Origin of the sequence: Xanthomonas sp. WHRI 10207 (assembly GCF_040202975.1) — a bacterium.
Classification (GTDB): Bacteria; Pseudomonadota; Gammaproteobacteria; order Xanthomonadales; family Xanthomonadaceae; genus Xanthomonas.
Map to the genome: position 1 here is coordinate 245,857 of NZ_JBEGDX010000002.1, position 20,045 is coordinate 265,901.

A 20,045-nucleotide genomic window follows, 5' to 3' on the forward strand; every position below is an offset into this window, starting at 1 on the left:
GATGAATAACAGATGCGCGACATCCAGAAATATCGCTAATTGAACAACTTGTCGCGCCCGCTCGCTCTACCTAGGTTTGGGCTGCCCGCGCTTGCGGGCATCCCCCGACCAAGGAGAGTCACTGGTGAAGAATGTTTTTCTCGCATCGTTTGCAGCAGGTACGCTCGCCGTCGTCGGCGTGCTCGGTTCGGCGCAGGCGCAGTCTGTACGCGGCCCGGTTCCGTTGACCATCGAACTGGCGCCAGTGGCCGACCAGGCCGGGCGACATCAAGGCAAGATCGCCGTGACGGTCACCAATAACGGCAGCCAGGTTGCCCGCGTACCCACCTATCAGCTTCCGCTCAAGTCGCTGGACAACGGCATCCTGGCCGTGAGCCGCGATGGCAAGCCGGTGGATTACACCGGGCGCCTGGTCAAGCGCGGCCTGCCCAAGGCAGCCGACTTCACCATTCTGCAGCCGGGTCAGAGCGTCAAGGGCGAGGTGGATCTGGCCGGTGCCTATGACCTGTCCACCAGCGGCAACTACACCATCCAGGTGCGCTCGTCGCTGCAATACGCGTCGTTGTCCGACGGCAGCCTGATGAAGGCCGCCAACGGCTTGCCTGCAGTCGCCACCAGCACCCCGCTCACCGTCTGGCTGGACGGCGCCAACCGCGGCGTGCAGCGGCAGCTGACCATTGGCCCGACCGCCGTGGTCAACGGCATCAACTATCTCAACTGCAGCACCACGCGCACCAACCAAGCCGCCAGTGGCGTCACTGCCGCGCGTAATTACTCGCAGAACGCGCGCAACTACCTCAACGCCGGCAGCACCGGTGCGCGCTACACCACCTGGTTTGGCGCCTACAACGCCTCGCGCTACAGCCGGGTCAGCTCGAACTTCGTCAACATCGACAACGCGCTGGACCAGAACAACGGCCAGCTCACCATCAACTGCAGCTGCGAAGCGGATCTGGCCGACGCATTCGCCTACGTCTATCCGAACCAGCCGTACGAGATCCATGTCTGCAATGCGTTCTGGAGTGCGTCGACAACCGGCACCGACTCCAAGGCCGGCACGCTGGTGCACGAAACCAGCCACTTCACCGTGGTGGCGGGCACCGACGATGTGGTCTACGGCCAGAGCGGAGCACGCAGCCTGGCACGCAGCAACCCGGCGCAGGCCATCACCAACGCCGACAGCCACGAGTACTTTGCCGAGAACACCCCGGCGCAGAACTGATCGCGTCAACGTCTGAAACGACAAAGGCCCGGCAGCGATGCCGGGCCTTTGCGTTACGCGGGCCGGATTACTTGATCAGGCGCAGCGTGAACGGGTAGCGGTAATGCTCGCCGTTATTGGCCTTGACCGCGGCCAGGATGCAGAACACTAGGTTGGCGACCCACACCAGCGTCGGCACGAAGAACAGGATGCCGAACGACACCACGGTCAGGATCACGGCCAGCACATAGGCAATGATCACGGTGATCTGGAAGTTCAGCGCTTCCTTTGACTGATCGGTGGCAAACGGCTTGGACGGACTGGCGTCCTTGCTGATCAGCCAGATCACCAACGCGCCGATGAAGGACGTCAGGATGCCCAGCAGATGTGCGGCGAGCGCGAGGGTGCGCTCCTCCGACGGCGTGCTGGTGCCGACCGGCGGCGGTGGCGGCGCGGCGTGTGTCTCGAATTCGCTCATAGATCTCCCCGAACATGATTGTGGTGCGGCGGACTATAACAACGATTCAGTCAGCCACCAGTGCGGGAAGACATGGTCTGGTTTGCCTCACCCACTAGAGGCGATGGCGCACACCCTTCGTCGAGGCGATGACGCTAGTGATCGCGCTGCAGAATGCCGCAGCGGCGTTGGGGTCGACTCTTTGTTTCTAAGTACCGGATAGGCCCACACCATGCACCTATGGCAGGGAGCCCGGACAGCACGCGCGCATGGCCGGCCGGAGGCAAAACGCTGCATGGTCGGCGCGGACCAGTCCGCCGACCATGCCCGTCAGGCATGGCCAGACCTCAGCCCAAGCGACGGCTCAGCTATCGCCCGCCACGGTCATCCGATTGACCAGCACCGAGCCGATCTTGACGTGCGAGCGCGGGTCGACGTCGCTACCGACCGCTTCGATGCCGGCAAACATGTCGCGCAGATTGCCGGCGATGGTCAGGCCATCCACCGGATAAGCAATCGCGCCGTTCTCGATCCAGAAGCCGCCGGCACCGCGCGAGTAATCGCCGGTCACCGGGTTGACGCCGTTGCCCATCAGTTCGGTGACAAGCAGGCCGCGCGACATGCCGCCGATCATTGCGGCCAGGTCGCCCGCGTTGGCGGTGACCTGCAGGTTGTGCACGCCGCCGGCATTGGCGGTGGTCTGCAGGCCGAGCTTGCGTGCCGAGTAGCTGCCCAGCACATAGCGCTGCAGCACGCCGTCGGTGATCAGCGCCGACTGCCGGGTAGCGACACCTTCGCCATCGAAGGCGGCCGAGCGCAGCCCGCGGCGCAGATGCGGCAGCTCTTCGATGTTGAACCAGTCCGGGAACAGCTTGGTGCCGACGCTGTCGAGCAGGAAGCTGGCGCGGCGATACAGCGCGCCACCGGAGACTGCGCCCAGCAGATGGCCGACCAGCGAGCGTGCCACCTCCGGCGCGAACAGCACCGGCAGCTGGCCGGTGGGCAACGAACGTGGCGCCAGGCGCGCCAGGGTGCGCTCGGCGGCATGCCGGCCGATGGCATCCGGCGCTTCCAGGTCTTCGCGCGCCAGGGCGCTGCTGTACCAGCCATCGCGCTGCATGCCGTCGCCCTGCCCGGCGATCAGCGCGCAGCTGATCGAATGGTGGGTGCCGCGCTCGCGCCCGATGAATCCGTGCGAATTGGCATACACCGACAGGCTGAGCCCGGTGCTGGCCGAGGCACCATCGGAATTACTGATGCGTGCGTCCGCATCGCGGCCGGCGGCCTCGCAGGCCAGCGCCAGGTCCACCGCAGTGTCGGCATCCAGCGCCCACGGGTGCCAGCTGTCCAGGTCGGGGAAATCGTGCGCCATCAGCGCCGGGTCGGCCAGGCCGGACGCCGGGTCGTCTTCGGTGTAACGCGCAATCGCGCAGGCCTGGGCCACGGTGGACTCCAGGCTGGCATCCTGCAGGTCGGCGGTGCTGGCACTGCCCTTGCGCTTGCCGAAGTAGACCGTCACCGCAATGCCGCGATCGCGGGTGGATTCGACCGTTTCCACATCGCCCAGGCGCACGTTGACGTCCAGGCCGCGCTCTTCGCTGCAGCTCACTTCGGCCTGGGTGGCGCCGGCCGCACGGGCGCGCTCGAGCAGGCGTTGCGAGATATCGGTCAGTGCGTCCAGACGCTGCAGGCTGTCGTCAGCGACACGGGTTTCGGAGGAGAGTGCGTTCAATGCTTTATCCTTTGGATGCGGATCCGTCCGCGAAAGCCCGGCCATCATGGCCGGACTGTCTGAATGTGGATGCGGATCCGTCCGCAGAAAGCTCGGCTATCCATGGCCGCAGTGTCTGAATGTGGTGCGGAGTCTTCCGCCGGAGTCCGGCCGTTCGTGGCCGGAAATTTAACTAACCAAGTTTCGGGATGTAGTGGCAATGCGCGGACGCGATGAAGATACCGGTGAATTTCGTGGCACCAGCCGCAGCCAGCAACGGCGCGAGGCGCTGGAAATTTTCGACCTGGGCGAAAAGCTGGTGGCGCTCACCCCGGCGCAGCTGGCCAAGTTGCCGGTGCCCGAGTCGCTGATCCCGCATATCGAAGAGAGCAAGCGCATCACCTCGCATATCGCGCACAAGCGGCAGCTGGCGTTTCTGGCCAAGCACATGCGCCGCGAGGACGACGAGACGCTGGCCGCCATCCGCGATGCGCTGGATGCCAACAGCGACACCGCGCGCCGTGAAGTGGCGGCGATCCATCGCGTCGAGCGCTGGCGCGAGCGCCTGCTGGCCGAGAACGACGTGGCGCTGGCCGAGCTGCTGGAAGCCTACCCGGCTGCCGATCGCCAACAGCTGCGCCAACTGGTGCGCAACGCGATCCACGAACGCGCCAAGAACAAGCCCCCGCGCGCCTACCGCGAACTGTTCCAGGTGCTGCGCGACCTGTCGCAGGAGCAGGGAATCGAGAGCGAGGAGCCGGACCTGGAAGACGATCTGGATCCGGAAGACGACACCTAGGCATCGACCGGCGCAAAGGCGGAGCCGCGCAGCACGCGCCTCCGCCCAGCCCGACGCACGGCTCTCAACAGCCTGCGTCCGAACCGAAGACCCGCAAACACCCGACACGCGACGCCGCGCACCCGCCGTCGCAACGGTCCAACCTCGCTTACCGAATCGCCTCCCAAGAACCGACGAATCGCAACCGCCAGACGCACTGCTTAGCGCCCCCGCCGTTGCGAATCCCCCATCCCGACGCACCAATCCACGCCACCTCCGAACCGGAGCTCCGCAAACGCCAGACCCGCGGACAGCCGCTCCTGCCGTTGCGATTCCCGATTCCCGATTCCCGATTCCCAGCATCTCAGGCCTGCGTTCCGCCGACCGTAATGCCGTCGATCAACAGCGATGGCTGGCCGACGCCGACCGGCACGCTCTGCCCGTCCTTGCCGCACACGCCCACGCCTTCGTCCAGGGCCAGATCGTTGCCGATCATGCGCACCTTCTGCATGGTTTCCGGGCCGTTGCCGATCAGCGTGGCGCCCTTCACCGGCGCGGTGACCTTGCCGTCTTCGATCAGGTAGGCCTCGGTGGCCGAGAACACGTATTTGCCGCTGGTGATGTCGACCTGGCCGCCGCCGAAGTTCACCGCGTAAATGCCCTTCTTGACCGAGCGGATCATTTCTTCCGGGTCGTGCTGCCCCGCGCGCATGTAGGTGTTGGTCATGCGCGGCATGGTCAAGTGCGCGAACGATTCGCGGCGGCCGTTGCCGGTGGGCGCCACGCCCATCAGGCGCGCGTTGTGGGTGTCCTGCATGTAGCCCACCAGCACACCGTCTTCGATCAGCGTGGTGCACTGCGTCGGCGTGCCCTCGTCGTCGATATTGAGCGAGCCACGGCGCCCGTCCAAGGTGCCGTCATCGACGATGGTCACGCCCGGCGAGGCAACGCGCTCGCCCATGCGCCCGGCGTAGACGCTGGTGCCCTTGCGATTGAAGTCGCCTTCCAGCCCGTGGCCAACCGCCTCGTGCAGCAGCACGCCCGGCCAGCCGGGGCCGAGCACCACCGGCATCACGCCGGCCGGCGCGGGGATGGCATCCAGATTGACCAGCGCCTGGCGCAGCGCTTCGCGCGCAAAGCCTTCCGGGCGGCCATCGGCAAACAGTTCGGCGTAGCCATAACGACCGCCACCGCCGGAATAGCCGGACTCGCGACGCCCGCCGTGTTCGACAATCACCTGCACGTTCAACCGCACCAGCGGGCGCACGTCGGCCGCCAGCACGCCATCGCTGCGGGCGATCAGCACCGTGTCCACACCACCGGACAGGCTCACCATCACCTGTTTGACGCGCGGATCGGCGGCGCGCACGTACTGGTCGATGCGGCGCAGCAGGTCCACCTTGGTGGCACTGTCCATGTCGTCGATCGGGTCGGTGGCCGGATATAACGCGCGGCCATTGCCACGCACCAGTGCGCGGGTGGATTGCGCGCCGCCGTCGCGCGAGATCGCACGTGCCGACTGCGCCGCTTCCAGCAAGGTCTCGCGCTGGATGTCGTCGGAATACGCAAAGCCGGTTTTTTCGCCGGCAATTGCGCGCACGCCCACGCCTTGTTCGATGGAGTGCGCGCCGTCCTTGACGATGCCGTCTTCCACGCTCCAGCTCTCGCGTCGCGAATGCTGGAAGTACAGATCGCCGAAGTCGATGCCCGGGCCCAGCAGGGCGCCGAAGGTGCGGTCCAGATGGCCGGCATCCAGGCCGGAAGGAAGCAGCAGCCGGGTTTCGGCCAGAGTGAGAGCGTTATCGGTCATGCAGTCAGGATGGGGCCCGCGCGCCGGGGAGACAAGTCGTCCGGCTGAACATGTGGCGCGGCTATCATCGCCGGCTCGCCCTGCAACCATCGCCTGCGCATGAAGCTCATCGCCCACGTTCTGGATGGCCACACCCTGGACATCCGCCCTGCCCCGCATGCGCGCGACTGGATGGACGCCACCGATCAACGCTATGCGTACCGCTGCCTGCCGCTGGCGATTGCGAACGCGCATGGTTGGGAGCTGTTGTGCCAGTCCGGCTTCCAGGCCAGTTGGGATGGCCGCGACGGGCTGGACGCGATCCGGATCGTGACCGATGCCGGCAACGCAGCGCCGGCGATCAGCCACTTCGGCTACGGCGTGCTGACCTTCCATGTGCCCTGCCTGTTTCGCACCGACGAAGGCGTCGACCTGTTCGTCACCGGCCCGTTGAACCGGCCCAAGGACGGCATCGGCGCGTTGAGCGGCCTGGTGGAAACCGACTGGAGCCCGTACACCTTCACCATGAACTGGCGCTTCACCCGGCCCGGCCAGGTGCGCTTCGAGGCAGGTGAGCCGTTCTGCCATCTGTTCCCGCTGCAGCGGCAGGTGATCGAACAGGTGCAGCCGCAGTGGATGCCGCTTTCCGAAGCACCGGAACTGGCGCAGCAACATGCCGACTGGACGCACAGCCGCACGCGCTTTCTCGATGAATTACCCGATACGCAATCGGCCGCGGCGCGCGAGAAGTGGCAGCGCGGGTATTTCCGCGGCGTCGCGGGGCCGGAGCAGCCGGTGGTGCCGGGCCACCGCGCGCGACTGCGCCTGCCGATGTTCACGCGTGCCGGCAGCGACGATGACGCTGCCGCCGACTGAGTGCGTCAGCGCGGCGGTGCGGCGGGCTTGCTGGCGGGCGCAGGTTTGCTCGGTGCACGCTCGCGCGTTTCGCGCTCGACCACGTCCACCTGCGGGTCTTTCCACGGCCCGGTGACGTGGTAGGTCTTGGCGCCGATCGCGCCCAGCGGCTTGCCGAGCACCGCGTTGGCGGCCGCGCCCACTGCAGCGCCCACCGGCCCGCCGGCCACCGCACCGACCACGGTCAGCAGGTTGCCGGCCTTGGGATTGACGTCCACGGTCTGGTCGAAGGTCTGCGCACGCAGATCGGTCTGGCCGCGGATGGCGATCTCGGCAGCGGGGCCTGCGATGCGGATGGCGTCGGTGCGCGCGAAGCCGTCGCCGAAGCGCACCTCGCCGTCCAACGTGTTGAAGGCTAGACCCTTGGAGAAGAAATCGCGGAAGTCGAACATCAACCGGCGCGGCAACTGCGCCACGCTGAGCAGGCCCAGCACGCGGCCGGCGCCCGGATCCACTTCCAATAGCTGGCCATTGCGGACATCCACCTTCAGGTTGCCGTCCAGCGAGCCAAGCGCAAAACCGGTCGGCGAGCCCTGCCAGCCAGCGTTGAGTTCCAGTTGGCCTTCGCCGCCGCGCAGCTGGCCGCCCAGGGTGAGGTTCTGCAACAGGTTGCCGAGGTTGCGGCTGTCCACCCGCGCCGACAGCCGCGTGCTGGCGGCATCGCCCTTGCCGCGCCAAGCGCCGGTCAGGCCGATGCTCTGGTCGTCCGAGCGCAGTTGCAGCTGATCCACCTGCATGCCGTCGGTGAGCCGGCTGCTACGCAGGATGGCCGCGCCCAGGGTCATCTTGCCCACGCGCAGGTCGTCGATATCCAGCGCCAGCGGCGGGATGGAGACCGGGTCGAACTCGGCGACCGCGCGGCGTGCCGGTTCCGGCAGGGCACCGGCCAGCGGGTCGCCGGGCTCCGGGGCCGCAGGCTCGGGCGCGTCGGCCACCGGCTGCCAGCGCACAGTGTTGAGCTTGCCCTGCACGATGCCGCCGTCGGCGTTGGGCACGGTGAGTTGGCCGGCCAGCGAAGGGCCATCCAGGGTCACCGCCACCGCATCGCGGGTCGGCCGCAGCCGCAGCCGCGTCTGCGGAAACACCCCGCCGATCATCAGCAGTTTGTCCGCCTGCACGTCCACCTGTTGCAGCGGCACGGCATCTTTCTTGGGCGTTGCCGGCTGGCCAGGCAGTGGTGGCATGTCCTGATCGCTGCTGCCGCGCGCCAGGCTGATCCAGTCGATCGCATCCAGCGAGGCGGTTCGTCCGGTTACCACCAGCCCATTGGCGGGCGGGCGCTCGGTCACCGTGTCGGTGCCCATGACCACGCGCACGCCGGTCTGCTCGCCATGGCTGCTGGCCTTGAGCGCCACCAGCTTGCCGAAGGCGACGTCGATATCGCCATCGCCAACCGGCAGGGCCACCTTGACCTGCGTGTCCAGCGCCTGGGTGGCCGGTTTATCCAGCGGCGCGGGCAGGTCCAACGTGGTGCCCACCAAGTCCGAGCGCAGCGTCAGCAGCGCCTGCGCATCCGCTTGACCCGGCGTCGGCAGCGGCACATTCACCCCCACCTGCCACGGCGCGCTGCCATGCACATACGGGCGCAACCATTCCATCTGCGGGGCGCGGTCGAACAATTCCCTGGCATCCAGGGTGGCGTCAAGGCGCGCTTCGAAGGCCTGCCTGGGGTCCTGCACAAAGCCACCGGCGCGCAGTGCCAGCTCGCCGCTGCGGCCCTGGTGCTGCACGCTCAGATGCTCGGCCGCAAACCCGGTATCGCGATACTCGGCCTGTCCGCTGACCTGGTCGAAGGCCAGATTCCAGCGCGCGTCCGCCAACTTGGCGCCCTGCAAGGCCACCGTGCCCTGCAGATGCCCGCCCACGCCCTTGGTGCGCAACGGGCGCAGCAGGTCGAAGTTCACCGCCGCCGGGCCGGACACGGTGAGGTTACGCAAGGTATCGCCGTAGCGGCGCTCCAGCGGACTCTTGCGCAGCATGCCCAGCAGCTGCGCCGCGTCGGCCTGGGTGGAGGCGCGCACGTAGAGCTCGGACGTCTTGAAGCTGGGGATGCCCGCGTCCAGTTGCGCGATCGGGGTACCGGCAAGATCGCCACTGCCCTGCAACGAAAACCCATTGCCGATGAAGCGCAGATCGGCCTGCACCTGCTCCATCGCCGGCCACTCCGGATTGAAGCGAATTACGCCGTCGCGGATCTGCCCGAACGCTTCGAAGCGCCCGTCGTTGTCGTCGAACGGCCATTGGTCCAGATCGCCACTGACCAGGCCGGTGCCACCGGTGATCACGCCGCCGGCCACGGCCATGTCCAGCCAGTCGATGGCAGCCTTGCTCATCTTCGAGCGGATCCAGAACTTGCGTGCCACCGGCAGCGCCACATCGTCCAGTTGCGCGGCAAGTTGCAGGCGCGGGCGGGTGCCGTCGTTCTGGAACCACAGCCCGCCGCGCACATTGGCGCCGTAGTCCTTGGCCTGCACACGCAGCGCCGGGGTGGCGACCTGCCAACCCGCTCCTTCGCGCCAGCCGACGATCTTGCCGGCCAGTTGAATCTCATGCACCACGCCAAAGCCGGTGGGCCAGTCGAAGCGCACCGTGGCGTCCGGCGCGGTTTCCAACTCGCCGCCCTGTGCGTCGCCGTCGACGCGGCCGCGCAAACCGCTGATCCCCGGCGAGTTGCCCACCGGCAGGAAACCAAGGTCTTCGATCTGCCCCTGCGCACGCACGGCGCCGCCCTGCTCGCCGGCGATCTGCAGATCGGCCACACGCAGCTGCGGTTTGGACAGGATCAGCCAACGGCGCAGCGCAGGCGACAGCTGATCGCTCAATGCGGCGGCTGCGATCAGGCCGGAGACATCGCCCTGTCTGGCGACCACCGCATAGCGACGCCCGCCGGCAATGCGCAGCCCGTCCAGATGCTGCAACGTGGCCGCCTGCCCCAGCCGCAGCAACGGCGCGTCCAGCCGCCAACCGCCATCGATGGTCTGCCAGCGCGCACGTGCCTGCAGACGCTCCCAGCGCAGCGTGCGGCGGGCGGTCTCGTCCACCAGCGGCGCTCCGGACAAGGCGACCTGGGTGAGGTCGGCATCGACGGTGACGCCGGTAATGCGGCGTGCATGCAGCTGCGCCCAGGCCTGCAAACGCCCACCGCCGCCTTCCACACGCATGCCGCCGACCTGCAGCAGCGATGCCCACGCCGCCAGATCGACCGGCTCGGCCTGCACATACGCGCTGCCGTCGCCGCTGTCACGGTCGAACTCCAGCACCGCGGTCAGCGGCGCACGCGTGAGATCGATCCAGCTACGGCTGCCCACCCTGACCGTCGAACCGCTCACGCGCAGGCGCAGGTCGATCCGCGGTAAGGCGGTGTCCAGGCCGATCGATGGCGCGTTCACCTTCAGGCGTGCCTCGGCCAACTGGATCTCGCCAAGCCGACGCAGTGCATCCAGCGGGTCGGCGCCCTTCCCGCTCGGCAGGCCCTGCACCGACCACACGCCGTCGTCGCTGCGTTGCAAAGTCAGCGCCAACCCACGCAGGCGTACTTCGGTCAACGAGTGCCCCGGCAACAACCCGGCGTACATCGCCAGCAGGATCTCCGCCTGGCCCACGCGCACCTCGCCCTGCGGGCCGATCCGCAGGCCATCCAGCCGCAGCAGCGGGCCGCGCCGGGTCCACTCGGTCTCCAGATGATCGAACGCGATCTGCTGCCCCGCGCGCTGGCTCAACCAGTCGGCGATCTGCTGCGGATGCTCCTCGGCCAACGGCAACGCCTGGCTGGCCGCGCCCACCAGCAACGCGACCGCCACCAGCGCAAGCGCGCAGGCAGTGATCGCATAGCGGCGGAAAAGACGCAGACGGCGGCGCAGCGGGGTGGGCATTAGACGCGGGGAGTGGGGAATCGGGAATCGGGAATCGTAAGAGCGCGCATCGCGCCGAGCGCACGATCATCTGTTCGCGCGCGGCACCATTCTAAAAAAGATGTCAGTCGCGTCCCGAACAGTGGCTTTCGCTCCACATCCATTCCCGATTCCCGACTCTCCATTCCCCGCCTCACAGCAACACCACGTCGAACTGCTCCTGCAGATACTGGTCGTCTGACTGGAAGCGGATGCTCTTGCCCAGGAATTCTTCCAACTCGGCCACCGCTGCGGATTCCTCGTCGGTGATGCGCGCGACCACCTTCGAGGAGGCGATCACCAGCAGCCGCGCGGCATCGAACTGGCGCACCGCACGGGTGATCTCGCGGAAGATCTCGTAAGTCACCGTTTCGGCGGTCTTGATGGTGCCGCGCCCGCCGCACTGGCCGCAGGTTTCCGACAACTGCCGCTCCAGGCTTTCGACGGTGCGCTTGCGGGTCATTTCCACCAGACCCAGCGGCGAGAACTCGTACACCGTGGTCTTGGCGTGGTCGCGGGCCAACGCCTTTTCCAGCGTACGCAGCACCTGGCGACGGTGCTCGGGATCGTCCATATCGATGAAGTCGATGATGATGATGCCGCCCAGGTTGCGCAGCCGCAGCTGCCGCGCCACCGCCTGCGCCGCCTCCAGATTGGTGCGGAACACGGTTTCTTCGAGATTGCGCTGCCCTACGAACGAACCGGTGTTCACGTCGATGGTAGTCATCGCTTCGGTCTGGTCGATCACCAGATAGCCACCGGATTTGAGCGGCACCTGCTTGTTCAACGCGCGCCCGATCTCGTCCTCGACCCCGTACAGATCGAAGATCGGCCGGTCACCGGTATACAGCTCCAGCCGCTCGGCCAGCACCGGCATGTACTTGGCCACGAACGCCTGCAATTGCACGAAGGTCTCGTTGGAATCGACCTTGACCTTTTCCACATCCTTGCGGATCAGGTCGCGCACCGCACGCAGCGGCAGACTCAGGTCTTCATAGATGATGCTGCACGGCGGCGCTTCGCGGCCGCGCCGCTCGACCACGTTCCAGACCCGCGACAGGTAGGCGATGTCCTCGGCCAGGGCTTCGGCCGGCTGGCCTTCGGCATTGGTGCGGATGATGTAGCCAAAGCCACCGTGCTGGGCCGAGACCTCGCTGACGATGGTCTTCAGACGCAGGCGCTCGGCCTCGTCCTCGATCCGCGCCGACACCCCGACGATCTTGGACTGCGGCAGCAGCACCAGGTAGCGCGAGGGAATGCTGATCTGTGTGGTCAGCCGGGCGCCCTTGGTGCCGATCGGGTCCTTGACCACCTGCACCACGATGTCCTGACCGTCGCGCAGCAGCTCGACAATCGGAACGGACGCTGCCGGCGGTGGCGGGATCGGGGTTTCTTCGGTATCGACCACGCTGGCCGGAGCCGGTGCCGGGCGCACCACGTCGTTGGCGTGCAGAAACGCCGCGCGCTCCAGCCCGACTTCGACGAACGCCGCCTGCATGCCGGGCATCACCCGCTGCACCTTGCCCTTGTAGATGTTGCCGACCACGCCCCGGCGCCAACCGCGCTCGATATGCAGCTCCTGCAGCATGCCGTTCTCGATCACCGCCACGCGGGTTTCGCGCGGAGTGACGTTGACCAAAATCTCTTCCGACATCAATGTGCTCCGAAGGCTGTGAGCAACTGCGAGGTGTGATGCAGCGGCAATCCCATCACGCCGGAATAGCTACCGGACAAATGGCTGATAAAACGTTCTGCGCGCCCCTGGATCGCATAGGCACCGGCCTTGCCCATGGGCTCGCCACAGGCGGCATAGGCAGCGATCTGCGCGTCATCGAGCGTGTCGAAGGTCACCTCCGACACCACCAATGCCTGCGCCGGAGCGCGCTGTGCACAGACTAGAACCACCGCCGTGAGTACCTGGTGGGTGCGACCGGACAACACACGCAGCATCGCGATCGCATCGTCGACATCGACCGGTTTGCCGAATACGCGCTCGCCCAGCACCACTTCGGTATCCGAGCCCAGCACGATCGCATCGGGGTCGCGTGCCTGCACCTGCACAAGGCCGGCGCGCGCCTTGTCCAGCGCAACCCGCTGCACATACTGTTCGGGGGATTCGGCGCGCGCGCGCAGCTCGGGCACGTCCAGTTCCAGGGTCTGGAACGGCACATCCAGGCGTTGCAGCAGTTCTTGTCGGCGTGGCGAACGGGAGGCGAGATAGAGCATCCGCCCAGCATACCTGCTGGCCGTGCTCGCCCGCTGACTTCGCACCCGCGCGGCGGTTGCGCGGCGGCGTTCGACTCACAACATATTCATCGACCTCCCAACACGCTCGCACCACAGACAAGGAGATCTCATGCGTACCACCCTCAAGCCGTTGTTGCTGGCCCTGTCCATCGCTGCCGGAACCGCCATGACCGCACACGCTCAATCCGCGTCGAACTACACCATCCCCAACGACGGCACCCTGCTCAACGTGTCGGCCGAAGCGGAAGCCAAGCGCGTGCCGGATATCGCCACCCTGTCTGCAGGCGTGGTCACCCAGGCTGCTGACAGCAACGCCGCCATGCGCCAGAACGCCGAACAAATGAGCAAGGTCATGGCTGCCGTGAAAGCCGCCGGCATCGCCGACAAGGACGTGCAGACCAGCGGCATCAACCTGAGCCCGCAATACGCCTACAAGGAAAACGAAGCGCCGAAGATCATCGGCTATCAGGCCAGCAACACCGTCAGCCTGAAGGTGCGCGACATCTCCAAGCTCGGCAAGGTGCTTGACACGCTGGTCGCCCAGGGTGCCAACGACATCAACGGCCCCAGCTTCTCCGTCGACCAGCCCGAAGCGGCCTACGACGAAGCCCGCGTGGCCGCACTCAAAAAAGCCCAAGCCCGCGCAGAGACCTACGCAAAATCGCTGGGACTGAAGGTGCGCCGCATCGTCAGCATCTCCGAAGGCCGCAGCGGCGGCGGCGTGGTGCGTCCGATGATGATGGCCGCCTCGATGCGTTCGGCCAAGGCCGAGATGGATACCCAGGTGGCGCCCGGCGAAAGCACGCTGTCGATCACGCTGGAGGCGACATTCGAATTGGGGCGCTGAAGAAGCGTCGCATGCTGAATTGCGCTTTTAGTTTCACCAAAGAATCGGCGACCTAACTGGTCGCCGATTCCACGCAAATACCAGCGTCAAATCAATTGACTCGCTGAACAGCGAAGTCCTAGTTATCCATCAGGACGAGATCGTCAAAACCACATGCACCAGAGATTGTGCAAGCATCTTGCAGGGTCGCTCCAGGATGGCTTCCTCCAAGAGACGAACTAAGGCTGTAATTATTGCTGTAGCGACACACTACCGCAGCGCTACCGTCGCTGCAGGTAGTCAGGATGTTTCCATACCCGCCGCGAACCATGAGTTGATACTGCCCCGATTGGCTGTCTCCACGCCAATGAATATTGGTGCAGGTGTAAACGTTCTGACCAACCACGTTATTTTGCAAATCGCAATAAATGGTATTGAGGGAAGCACTGCGTGCAGCAACTGTTCCCACAGAAAAGCCAAGGTATATAGCCGCTAAAATCTAATGACGGAATTTTTCAAAAAATATCATATACACCCTCCTGCCGGACGAAAATAGCGGCAGAAGCAACACCCTCGACAAACGTTATAATAAATACGAACCCATTAAAAATAACAAAATATATTGCAAATATTATTTTAATTTTTAAAAAATAAACCATCAATTGTTCGGACTTGAATACGGAGAGACTAGGCTTCCAAATTCTAAAGCTCTCCTGATACAAACTGAAGCTCGCTAAGTCTTGTACTCCTGCGGTAGCTGCGGTAAACCTACGCTACCGGATGGTGTAGTGCGTCCGGGCCGCGCAGGTCCTTTCCGCAGTTCCGTTTTGGAGGTGGATGATGGTTCGCACGCAATCGCAAGTTTCTTCCCGTCCCCTTGGCATCGACACCTCGCGCGTCCTGGCGATGAGCACCGCCGTGGCGCTGCATCTGCTGGCCGGTGGCTTGTTGCTGATCCCGCTGTCGCATCGGGCGGTTCCGCAAGCGCCCCCCGAGCCGCGTTGGGTCATGCCGATCACGATACCGACCGCCCCACCACCGCCGCTGGTAATCCCGGTCACTGTGAATTTCACACCGAAGACGCATACACCACCCAAGACCGTGCCAGTCCCGGTGCAGGTGCCGACTCCTCTCATCGACCAGACATCCGTGGTCGACACCGCGTCAGTTACCCTCCCGGCGACCGGCACCGCGATGGACAGCGCGCCCACCATCGCTGCACCGAGCGGGCCGATCGAGGCGGGGCAGTTGCAGTATCTGAGTTCGCCCGCACCGAGTTACCCGGTGGCTGCATTGCGTGCGGGGCAGCAAGGCACAGTGCTGCTGCGCGTGCTGGTGGGTACCGATGGACGCCCGGCCGAAGTGAGTGTGCAAACCAGCAGCGGTCATCGCGCGCTCGATCTGGCCGCGCGTAGCCAGGTGCTGCGCAGCTGGCGCTTCCAGCCGGCGATGCAAAACGGTCAGGCCGTGCAGGCCTACGGATTGGTGCCGGTGAGTTTTTCGTTGAATTGAAGCTTCGTTGAATTGAAGCGTGGACCGACGCGGCGGCCCGCAACTGCGGCCGCCGCACCACTGCGAACCTCCACGCACCCGCTGGCGCCAACTATCCCGCTACGAATGCACGCGCCAGACAGCAAGCGTAGCGGCCACGCCGCAGTGTCCTTCGCCTGCCGCATGACCACTGGGAGCGCCAGTGACCACCCGACGCATCAATGAGCTGGGGGCGGCCAACAGAAGGAAGCGAGCGAGCGGCACGACAGATCCCGCCGACGCGATCAAAACCGGCAACAGCGCGTGACACAGCTCGGCCATCGCTTCGGACCGCATTCGTCCGGAAGCTGAGCAGATGTTGCGCAGTCGCGCTATCGAGCAAGCCGTTGCGTGCTGACGCAGATGCCGACCAACGCGCTGAATCGAGTGATTGGCCAGCATCGCCGCAGTGCGATGCAACTGCTCGGCGACACTCAAATGCACCGGCATGTGCGGCAACGTGAGCGGGCCGATCTCGGGGGTTTGGGTGATCAGCCGCTCCGATGACGCCAGCTGCACCCCGCGCGGCATCACGTCACGACGCCATTACGCCCGGTGATACGGATGATTGGCCAGCATCGCCGCAGCGCGGTACAGCTGCTCGGCCACGATCAGGCGCACCAGCATGTGCGGCAAGGTGAGCGGGCCGATCGACCAGCTTTCGTTGGCATTTTTCAGTACGTCGGCCGCGTGACCTTCCGGGCCGCCGATCAGGAAGGCCAGGTCGCGCCCCTGTCCGCGCCAGTGTTCCATGCGCTGGGCGAGTTGCTCCGAACTCAGCGGGCGACCGGGCACATCCAGCGCCACGACATGCGCGTTCTTGGGCAGCGCGGCGATGACGCGACGACCTTCGTCGTCGATGGCGCGTTGCCCATCGCGTCCCTTGCCACGCAGACCGGGTTCGATCTCGACCAGCTCCAGCGGCATCCAGTGCGACAGACGTTTTTGATATTCGGCAAAACCTTGCGCCACCCAGGCCGGTGCGCGTTCGCCGGTGGCGATGAGTCGGCATTTCATCCGTACATGATATCCGCGTCACAGCCTGGGCAGTCCGTGGCGATTTGTCGTTGCGTGTCATGGCGTGGTTACAGCCGGCAATTAGTGTCGCCCGACCACCCAGCCACGCAGGAGTCGTTCGATGCCGATTTTCGATCCCGCCCGCCGCCAGGTTCTCAAGGGCAGCGCCGCCGTCATGGCCGCCGGTGCCCTTGGCAGCTTGGGCGCATTGCAATCGCGCCAGGCCCAGGCCGCCACGTCCCCGTCGGTGCGGCTCGCACCGGTCCCCAGCCGTTACGGCCCGCTCGCCCCGGTCGCCGACCAGAGCACCGGCCTGCCGCTGCTGCAGCTGCCGCGCAGTTTCAGCTACCGCTCGTTCGGCTGGAGCGGCGACCGCATGGACGATGGCCAGCCCTGCCCCGACCGCCACGACGGCATGGCCGTGGTCGGCCTGCGCCGGCCGGATTGGCGCCCGGGCAGCGACCCGCTGCGCGGCCTGGAATACGTGTTGATCCGCAACCACGAACGCGGCGCCGGCAGCCCGTTCCGCGCACCGGCCATGTACGACACCGGCATCGTCAGCGGCACCCAACAGGCCGGCGGCGGCACCACCACGCTGAGTTACGGCCGCCGTGGCTGGGGCAGCCTGGAGCCGAGCCTGGGCGGCACCCTGGTCAACTGCGCCGGCGGGCCGACCCCGTGGGGCACCTGGCTGAGCTGCGAAGAGATCAAGACCAACGCGGTCTCCAGCACCGGCCGCAAGCACGGCTATGTGTTCGAAGTGGACCCGGACAGCCACCGCACCACCGGCCGCCCACTGGTAGGGCTGGGCCGTTTCAGCCATGAGGCGGTGGCGATCGACCCGCGCACCGGCACCGTCTATCTCACTGAGGACGACCGCAACAAGGCCGGCCTGTACCGCTTCATTCCCAATGACCGCCGCGGCCGCAATGGCTCGCTGGAAAACGGCGGCCGGCTGCAGGCCGCGCGCGTGCGCGGACGTCGCAATGCCGACCTCACCGTGGCCAGCATCGGCCAGCAGTTCCAGCTGGAGTGGGTGGATATCAGCGAGCCCGATCTGGACAGCATCGCCGCACCGGCGGGCTTTGCCGACATCGGCGCCAACGACACCTTGAGCGGGCCATTTGCACAAGCCTGGGCCGACGGCGCGCTACGCATGAGCCGCGGCGAAGGTATCTGGTACAGCTACGGCAAGATGTTCATCGTCGACACCAGTACCGGTGTGGATGCGCAGGGCCGGCGCGGTTACGGCAATGGCGCGGTGTGGGTGCTGGACCTGTTCACCCAGCGCCTGAGCGCGCTGTTTGTCAGCGGCAATCAGCTGGCGGCGCATAACCCGGACAACGTCACCGTCAGTGCGCGCGGCGGCGTGGTGCTGTGCGAAGACGGCGGCGAAAGCCCGGACGAATACGGCCCCGGCGCGCGCTTGCTGGGCCTGACCCGCAACGGCGAATCGTTCTATCTGGCCAAGAACAACGTGCAGCTCACCTCGCAGCAGATCGCCGATGCCGGCAAGACCATTGCAGAAGGCGACTACCGCGACACCGAGTTCTGCGGCGCCTGTTGGGACCCGTTGGCACGCACCTTGTTCGTCAACATCCAGACACCGGGGATTACCCTGGCCATCACCGGGCCATGGGAACGCGGGCCGTTGTAAGCCTGTTCTCTGCACGACGCGACACATGCCGGAGGGCGTATCACCGCTCATCCGGCAGGTTTCAAGCGTGCCGAAAGACCCGCAACAGCAAGACCGTGGCGCATGCAGGCGCACAGTCGATGCACCAACTCCGAATGTCGCACGTGGCGGCAGGCTGGTCGCACGGTCAGTGTGGTCGGTCGCTGCAGCTAAGAGCGGCTGACAACGCGTAGCGAGTAGTCGTCAGGCGGGTGTGGACGGCGCGTAGGAACCGGAGTGTCCGAGTGGTACATGCCGCACCGAGCACCGGCCGCGCCCGCCTGGCGGATGCGCAGTCGCTGTGCTGGCCGCTCTAAAGCCTCGCCGCCGGCGCCCGGTTGGCATCACCTGTTGGCATCACCGGCTGTTGGGAACCGCGCATGGGCAGACACGTTCGGTCGCGCAGCGCAGCCCCTCGCGTCGTTGCCGCGCGTGGTCAGAACCAGGGCGCTTCGGGCACGCTCGACATGACGCGCTGCATCTTCAACCAGCGCTTGAACGATTGCGGATCGCCCAGTTCGCGCAGGCCCTGGCGTGCCTCCATCAACTCGTCTTCGACCTCACGCTTGAGTTGCGCCATCAACCTGCCCAGCCGCTCCGGCTTCGGACGCGACGGCAGGTCCAATCCATACTCGGCGCAGAAGTCACCCGCTTGCTGCTGCACCTGCTGCTGCAGGTCCTTGCACTGGCGATCCAGTTCGCGGTTGTACTCCTGCAACCGCGTCGGGTTCATCGCGTCCACGCCTTGCGCGTCCATCAGGCCGATCTCGGCCTGCAGTTCGAGCAAACCCAGCAGATCGCCGGCCTTGTAGGCGGCATTGAGCCGCTGCATCAGGATGGTGCGCGAGGCATGGTCATCGTCGTTCTTGGCGCGGTCCGGATGCAGATTGCCGGCCAGCTTGCGATACAGCTCGCGCAACGGCGGGGGTTCGGCAGTGGCTGCAGTGGCCTTCTGCTCGGCGCGTTTGCGGCGCTGCGTCTGGCGTTGCTGCTGCTGGGCGTGCTCTTGCTCCAGGCGCTCGCTCACGCGCTCGAAGAGTTCTTCTGGCGAGTCGATCGCATCCAGTTCGTCGGCATCCAGTCCGTAGGCCTGGCCGAGAATCTGCTTCATCAGCGCATCGGATTCGGAGACGTCCTGGTCATAGCCGACGACACTGTGGCGATCGTAGATCGGCCGCAGCGCCTCGTGGCCGGCTTCGATCAGCGGACCGGCGATGGTGCACAGCAGATCCGACAAAAATTCTCGATCGGCCTTTCCCAGCTTGTAGGAAGCGTGTGCGCGATCGAGTTCCTCGACCAGGGCGATATCGGCATCGCGGCGACGGTCGAGCAAGGGCTGCAGCTCGCTGTTGTAGCGCTCGCGCCATTGCGCAAGCGCCACTTGCCAGGCCTGCAATTGGGCGCGATGCAGTTCCAGGTCGCGCAGCAGCCGGTCAAAGCGCTTACGGGCCGGCGACGCCGCCACATCGGACGCCTGCGCAGCGCCACTGTGCAACCGCTGCAGCGCGTGCGACGCAGCGGCATCCGGGGTGGCTTGCAGTTTTCTCGCCATGCCGGGGCCAGTTACTCCTCGGAATCGGCAACCACATCGTCCGGACGCTGGTCGCCCACTGTCCACAAACGCTCCAGCGCGTAGAACTCGCGGACGCGCGGCAGCATCACGTGCACCACGACATCGCCCAGGTCGACCAGCACCCACTCGGCTTCGCGCTCGCCTTCCACACCCAACGGCATCACGTCCAGGCGCTTGGCGAACTTGACCACTTCTTCGGCGATCGATTTGACGTGGCGGGTCGAGGTGCCCGAGGCAACCACCATGTAATCGCAGACGCTGGACTTGCCGCGCACGTCGATCTCGACCACGTCCTTGGCTTTCAGCTCCTCCACGGCCTCGCGCACGGTGGCCAGCAGGGCCGGCACGGACGGCGGCGGATTCGGGATGGAGGTCTTGATGACTTGGGCTTGACTGGTCAAAGCGGGCAACTCGATGGAATTAGCGTGAATTATAG

15 protein-coding genes, 1 other RNA gene and 1 pseudogene are annotated in these 20,045 nt (G+C 65.8%); 6 read left to right on the plus strand and 11 right to left on the minus strand.

From position 1 onward, the window contains the following. The first annotated feature begins 124 nt into the window (after nucleotides 1-124). Nucleotides 125-1,222: a M35 family metalloendopeptidase gene (locus ABQU90_RS06665; RefSeq protein ID WP_055849962.1), complete on the plus strand. Its 1,098-nt coding sequence runs from the start codon at nucleotides 125-127 to the stop codon at nucleotides 1,220-1,222. Nucleotides 1,223-1,289: 67 nt separating this feature from the next. On the opposite strand, the gene ABQU90_RS06670 is transcribed toward ABQU90_RS06665, so the two are convergent. Together ABQU90_RS06670 and pmbA are read right to left on the minus strand one after the other, a co-directional pair. Continuing rightward, the gene (locus tag ABQU90_RS06670; protein ID WP_055849960.1) at nucleotides 1,290-1,679 is read right to left on the minus strand and encodes a DUF4870 domain-containing protein; all 390 of its coding nucleotides are present in this window, start codon (nucleotides 1,677-1,679) and stop codon (nucleotides 1,290-1,292) included. A 343-nt stretch (nucleotides 1,680-2,022) separates the two neighbouring features. Continuing rightward, the gene (gene pmbA / locus ABQU90_RS06675) at nucleotides 2,023-3,390 is read right to left on the minus strand and encodes a metalloprotease PmbA (protein ID WP_323521214.1); all 1,368 of its coding nucleotides are present in this window, start codon (nucleotides 3,388-3,390) and stop codon (nucleotides 2,023-2,025) included. Between the two features lie 199 nt (nucleotides 3,391-3,589). Between pmbA and yjgA the strand changes: the two genes are divergently transcribed. Further along, complete coding sequence (gene yjgA / locus ABQU90_RS06680) at nucleotides 3,590-4,168, plus strand: ribosome biogenesis factor YjgA (protein ID WP_055849956.1); 579 nt, start codon at nucleotides 3,590-3,592, stop codon at nucleotides 4,166-4,168. 343 nt (nucleotides 4,169-4,511) lie between these two features. On the opposite strand, the gene tldD is transcribed toward yjgA, so the two are convergent. Then, complete coding sequence (gene tldD / locus ABQU90_RS06685) at nucleotides 4,512-5,957, minus strand: metalloprotease TldD (protein ID WP_115513378.1); 1,446 nt, start codon at nucleotides 5,955-5,957, stop codon at nucleotides 4,512-4,514. Between the two features lie 99 nt (nucleotides 5,958-6,056). On the opposite strand from tldD, the gene ABQU90_RS06690 reads away from it, so the two are divergent. Then, a complete protein-coding gene (locus tag ABQU90_RS06690; RefSeq protein WP_323521215.1) occupies nucleotides 6,057-6,812 on the plus strand; it encodes a DUF6065 family protein in 756 nt (251 codons plus the stop codon). Between the two features lie 5 nt (nucleotides 6,813-6,817). On the opposite strand, the gene ABQU90_RS06695 is transcribed toward ABQU90_RS06690, so the two are convergent. From ABQU90_RS06695 to ABQU90_RS06705, 3 genes are all read right to left on the minus strand, one after another. Beyond that, entirely contained in the window at nucleotides 6,818-10,723 is a 3,906-nt protein-coding gene (locus ABQU90_RS06695; RefSeq protein WP_323521216.1) for a YhdP family protein, read from the minus strand. Nucleotides 10,724-10,895: 172 nt separating this feature from the next. Continuing rightward, entirely contained in the window at nucleotides 10,896-12,395 is a 1,500-nt protein-coding gene (gene rng / locus ABQU90_RS06700; protein WP_055849948.1) for a ribonuclease G, read from the minus strand. Beyond that, nucleotides 12,395-12,967: a Maf-like protein gene (locus ABQU90_RS06705; protein ID WP_323521217.1), complete on the minus strand. Its 573-nt coding sequence runs from the start codon at nucleotides 12,965-12,967 to the stop codon at nucleotides 12,395-12,397. Before ABQU90_RS06705 ends, rng begins: the two co-directional genes overlap by 1 nt. 130 nt (nucleotides 12,968-13,097) lie before the next feature. Here ABQU90_RS06705 and ABQU90_RS06710 point away from each other — a divergent pair, with 130 nt between their 5' ends. Continuing rightward, the gene (locus ABQU90_RS06710) at nucleotides 13,098-13,835 is read left to right on the plus strand and encodes an SIMPL domain-containing protein (protein ID WP_055849945.1); all 738 of its coding nucleotides are present in this window, start codon (nucleotides 13,098-13,100) and stop codon (nucleotides 13,833-13,835) included. 816 nt (nucleotides 13,836-14,651) lie between these two features. Beyond that, on the plus strand, nucleotides 14,652-15,326 hold the full coding sequence (locus tag ABQU90_RS06715) for an energy transducer TonB (RefSeq protein ID WP_115562460.1): 675 nt from the start codon (nucleotides 14,652-14,654) through the stop codon (nucleotides 15,324-15,326). A 393-nt stretch (nucleotides 15,327-15,719) separates the two neighbouring features. Here ABQU90_RS06715 and ABQU90_RS06720 read toward each other — a convergent pair. Next, a pseudogene (locus ABQU90_RS06720) lies at nucleotides 15,720-15,818 on the minus strand (23S rRNA (pseudouridine(1915)-N(3))-methyltransferase RlmH); the annotation flags it as partial. 72 nt (nucleotides 15,819-15,890) lie between these two features. Next, nucleotides 15,891-16,361 (minus strand): 23S rRNA (pseudouridine(1915)-N(3))-methyltransferase RlmH, encoded by a 471-nt coding sequence (rlmH, locus tag ABQU90_RS06725; RefSeq protein ID WP_311238315.1) that lies wholly within the window; start codon nucleotides 16,359-16,361, stop codon nucleotides 15,891-15,893. Nucleotides 16,362-16,482: 121 nt separating this feature from the next. On the opposite strand from rlmH, the gene ABQU90_RS06730 reads away from it, so the two are divergent. Next, complete coding sequence (locus tag ABQU90_RS06730) at nucleotides 16,483-18,018, plus strand: alkaline phosphatase PhoX (RefSeq protein WP_323521218.1); 1,536 nt, start codon at nucleotides 16,483-16,485, stop codon at nucleotides 18,016-18,018. Between the two features lie 196 nt (nucleotides 18,019-18,214). Here the strand turns inward: ABQU90_RS06730 and ABQU90_RS06735 are convergent. The 3 genes from ABQU90_RS06735 to rsfS form a co-directional block, all read right to left on the minus strand. Next, nucleotides 18,215-18,290, minus strand: a non-coding RNA gene (locus ABQU90_RS06735) — sX9 sRNA. A 182-nt stretch (nucleotides 18,291-18,472) separates the two neighbouring features. Then, nucleotides 18,473-19,588, minus strand: coding sequence for a J domain-containing protein (locus tag ABQU90_RS06740; protein ID WP_323521219.1), 1,116 nt, complete (start codon nucleotides 19,586-19,588; stop codon nucleotides 18,473-18,475). A gap of 11 nt (nucleotides 19,589-19,599) precedes the next feature. Continuing rightward, complete coding sequence (gene rsfS / locus ABQU90_RS06745) at nucleotides 19,600-20,010, minus strand: ribosome silencing factor (protein ID WP_055849932.1); 411 nt, start codon at nucleotides 20,008-20,010, stop codon at nucleotides 19,600-19,602. Between the last annotated feature and the right edge of the window lie 35 nt (nucleotides 20,011-20,045).

Excerpts from the sequence above, each read along its gene's own strand:
- ABQU90_RS06670 (WP_055849960.1), bottom strand. The coding sequence starts at position 1,679 with ATGAGCGAATTCGAGACACACGCCGCGCCGCCACCGCCGCCGGTCGGC.
- yjgA (WP_055849956.1), top strand. The coding sequence starts at position 3,590 with ATGCGCGGACGCGATGAAGATACCGGTGAATTTCGTGGCACCAGCCGC.
- tldD (WP_115513378.1), bottom strand. The coding sequence starts at position 5,957 with ATGACCGATAACGCTCTCACTCTGGCCGAAACCCGGCTGCTGCTTCCT.
- ABQU90_RS06690 (WP_323521215.1), top strand. The coding sequence starts at position 6,057 with ATGAAGCTCATCGCCCACGTTCTGGATGGCCACACCCTGGACATCCGC.
- ABQU90_RS06695 (WP_323521216.1), bottom strand. The coding sequence starts at position 10,723 with ATGCCCACCCCGCTGCGCCGCCGTCTGCGTCTTTTCCGCCGCTATGCG.
- rng (WP_055849948.1), bottom strand. The coding sequence starts at position 12,395 with ATGTCGGAAGAGATTTTGGTCAACGTCACTCCGCGCGAAACCCGCGTG.
- ABQU90_RS06705 (WP_323521217.1), bottom strand. The coding sequence starts at position 12,967 with ATGCTCTATCTCGCCTCCCGTTCGCCACGCCGACAAGAACTGCTGCAA.
- ABQU90_RS06710 (WP_055849945.1), top strand. The coding sequence starts at position 13,098 with ATGCGTACCACCCTCAAGCCGTTGTTGCTGGCCCTGTCCATCGCTGCC.
- ABQU90_RS06715 (WP_115562460.1), top strand. The coding sequence starts at position 14,652 with ATGATGGTTCGCACGCAATCGCAAGTTTCTTCCCGTCCCCTTGGCATC.
- rlmH (WP_311238315.1), bottom strand. The coding sequence starts at position 16,361 with ATGAAATGCCGACTCATCGCCACCGGCGAACGCGCACCGGCCTGGGTG.
- ABQU90_RS06730 (WP_323521218.1), top strand. The coding sequence starts at position 16,483 with ATGCCGATTTTCGATCCCGCCCGCCGCCAGGTTCTCAAGGGCAGCGCC.
- ABQU90_RS06740 (WP_323521219.1), bottom strand. The coding sequence starts at position 19,588 with ATGGCGAGAAAACTGCAAGCCACCCCGGATGCCGCTGCGTCGCACGCG.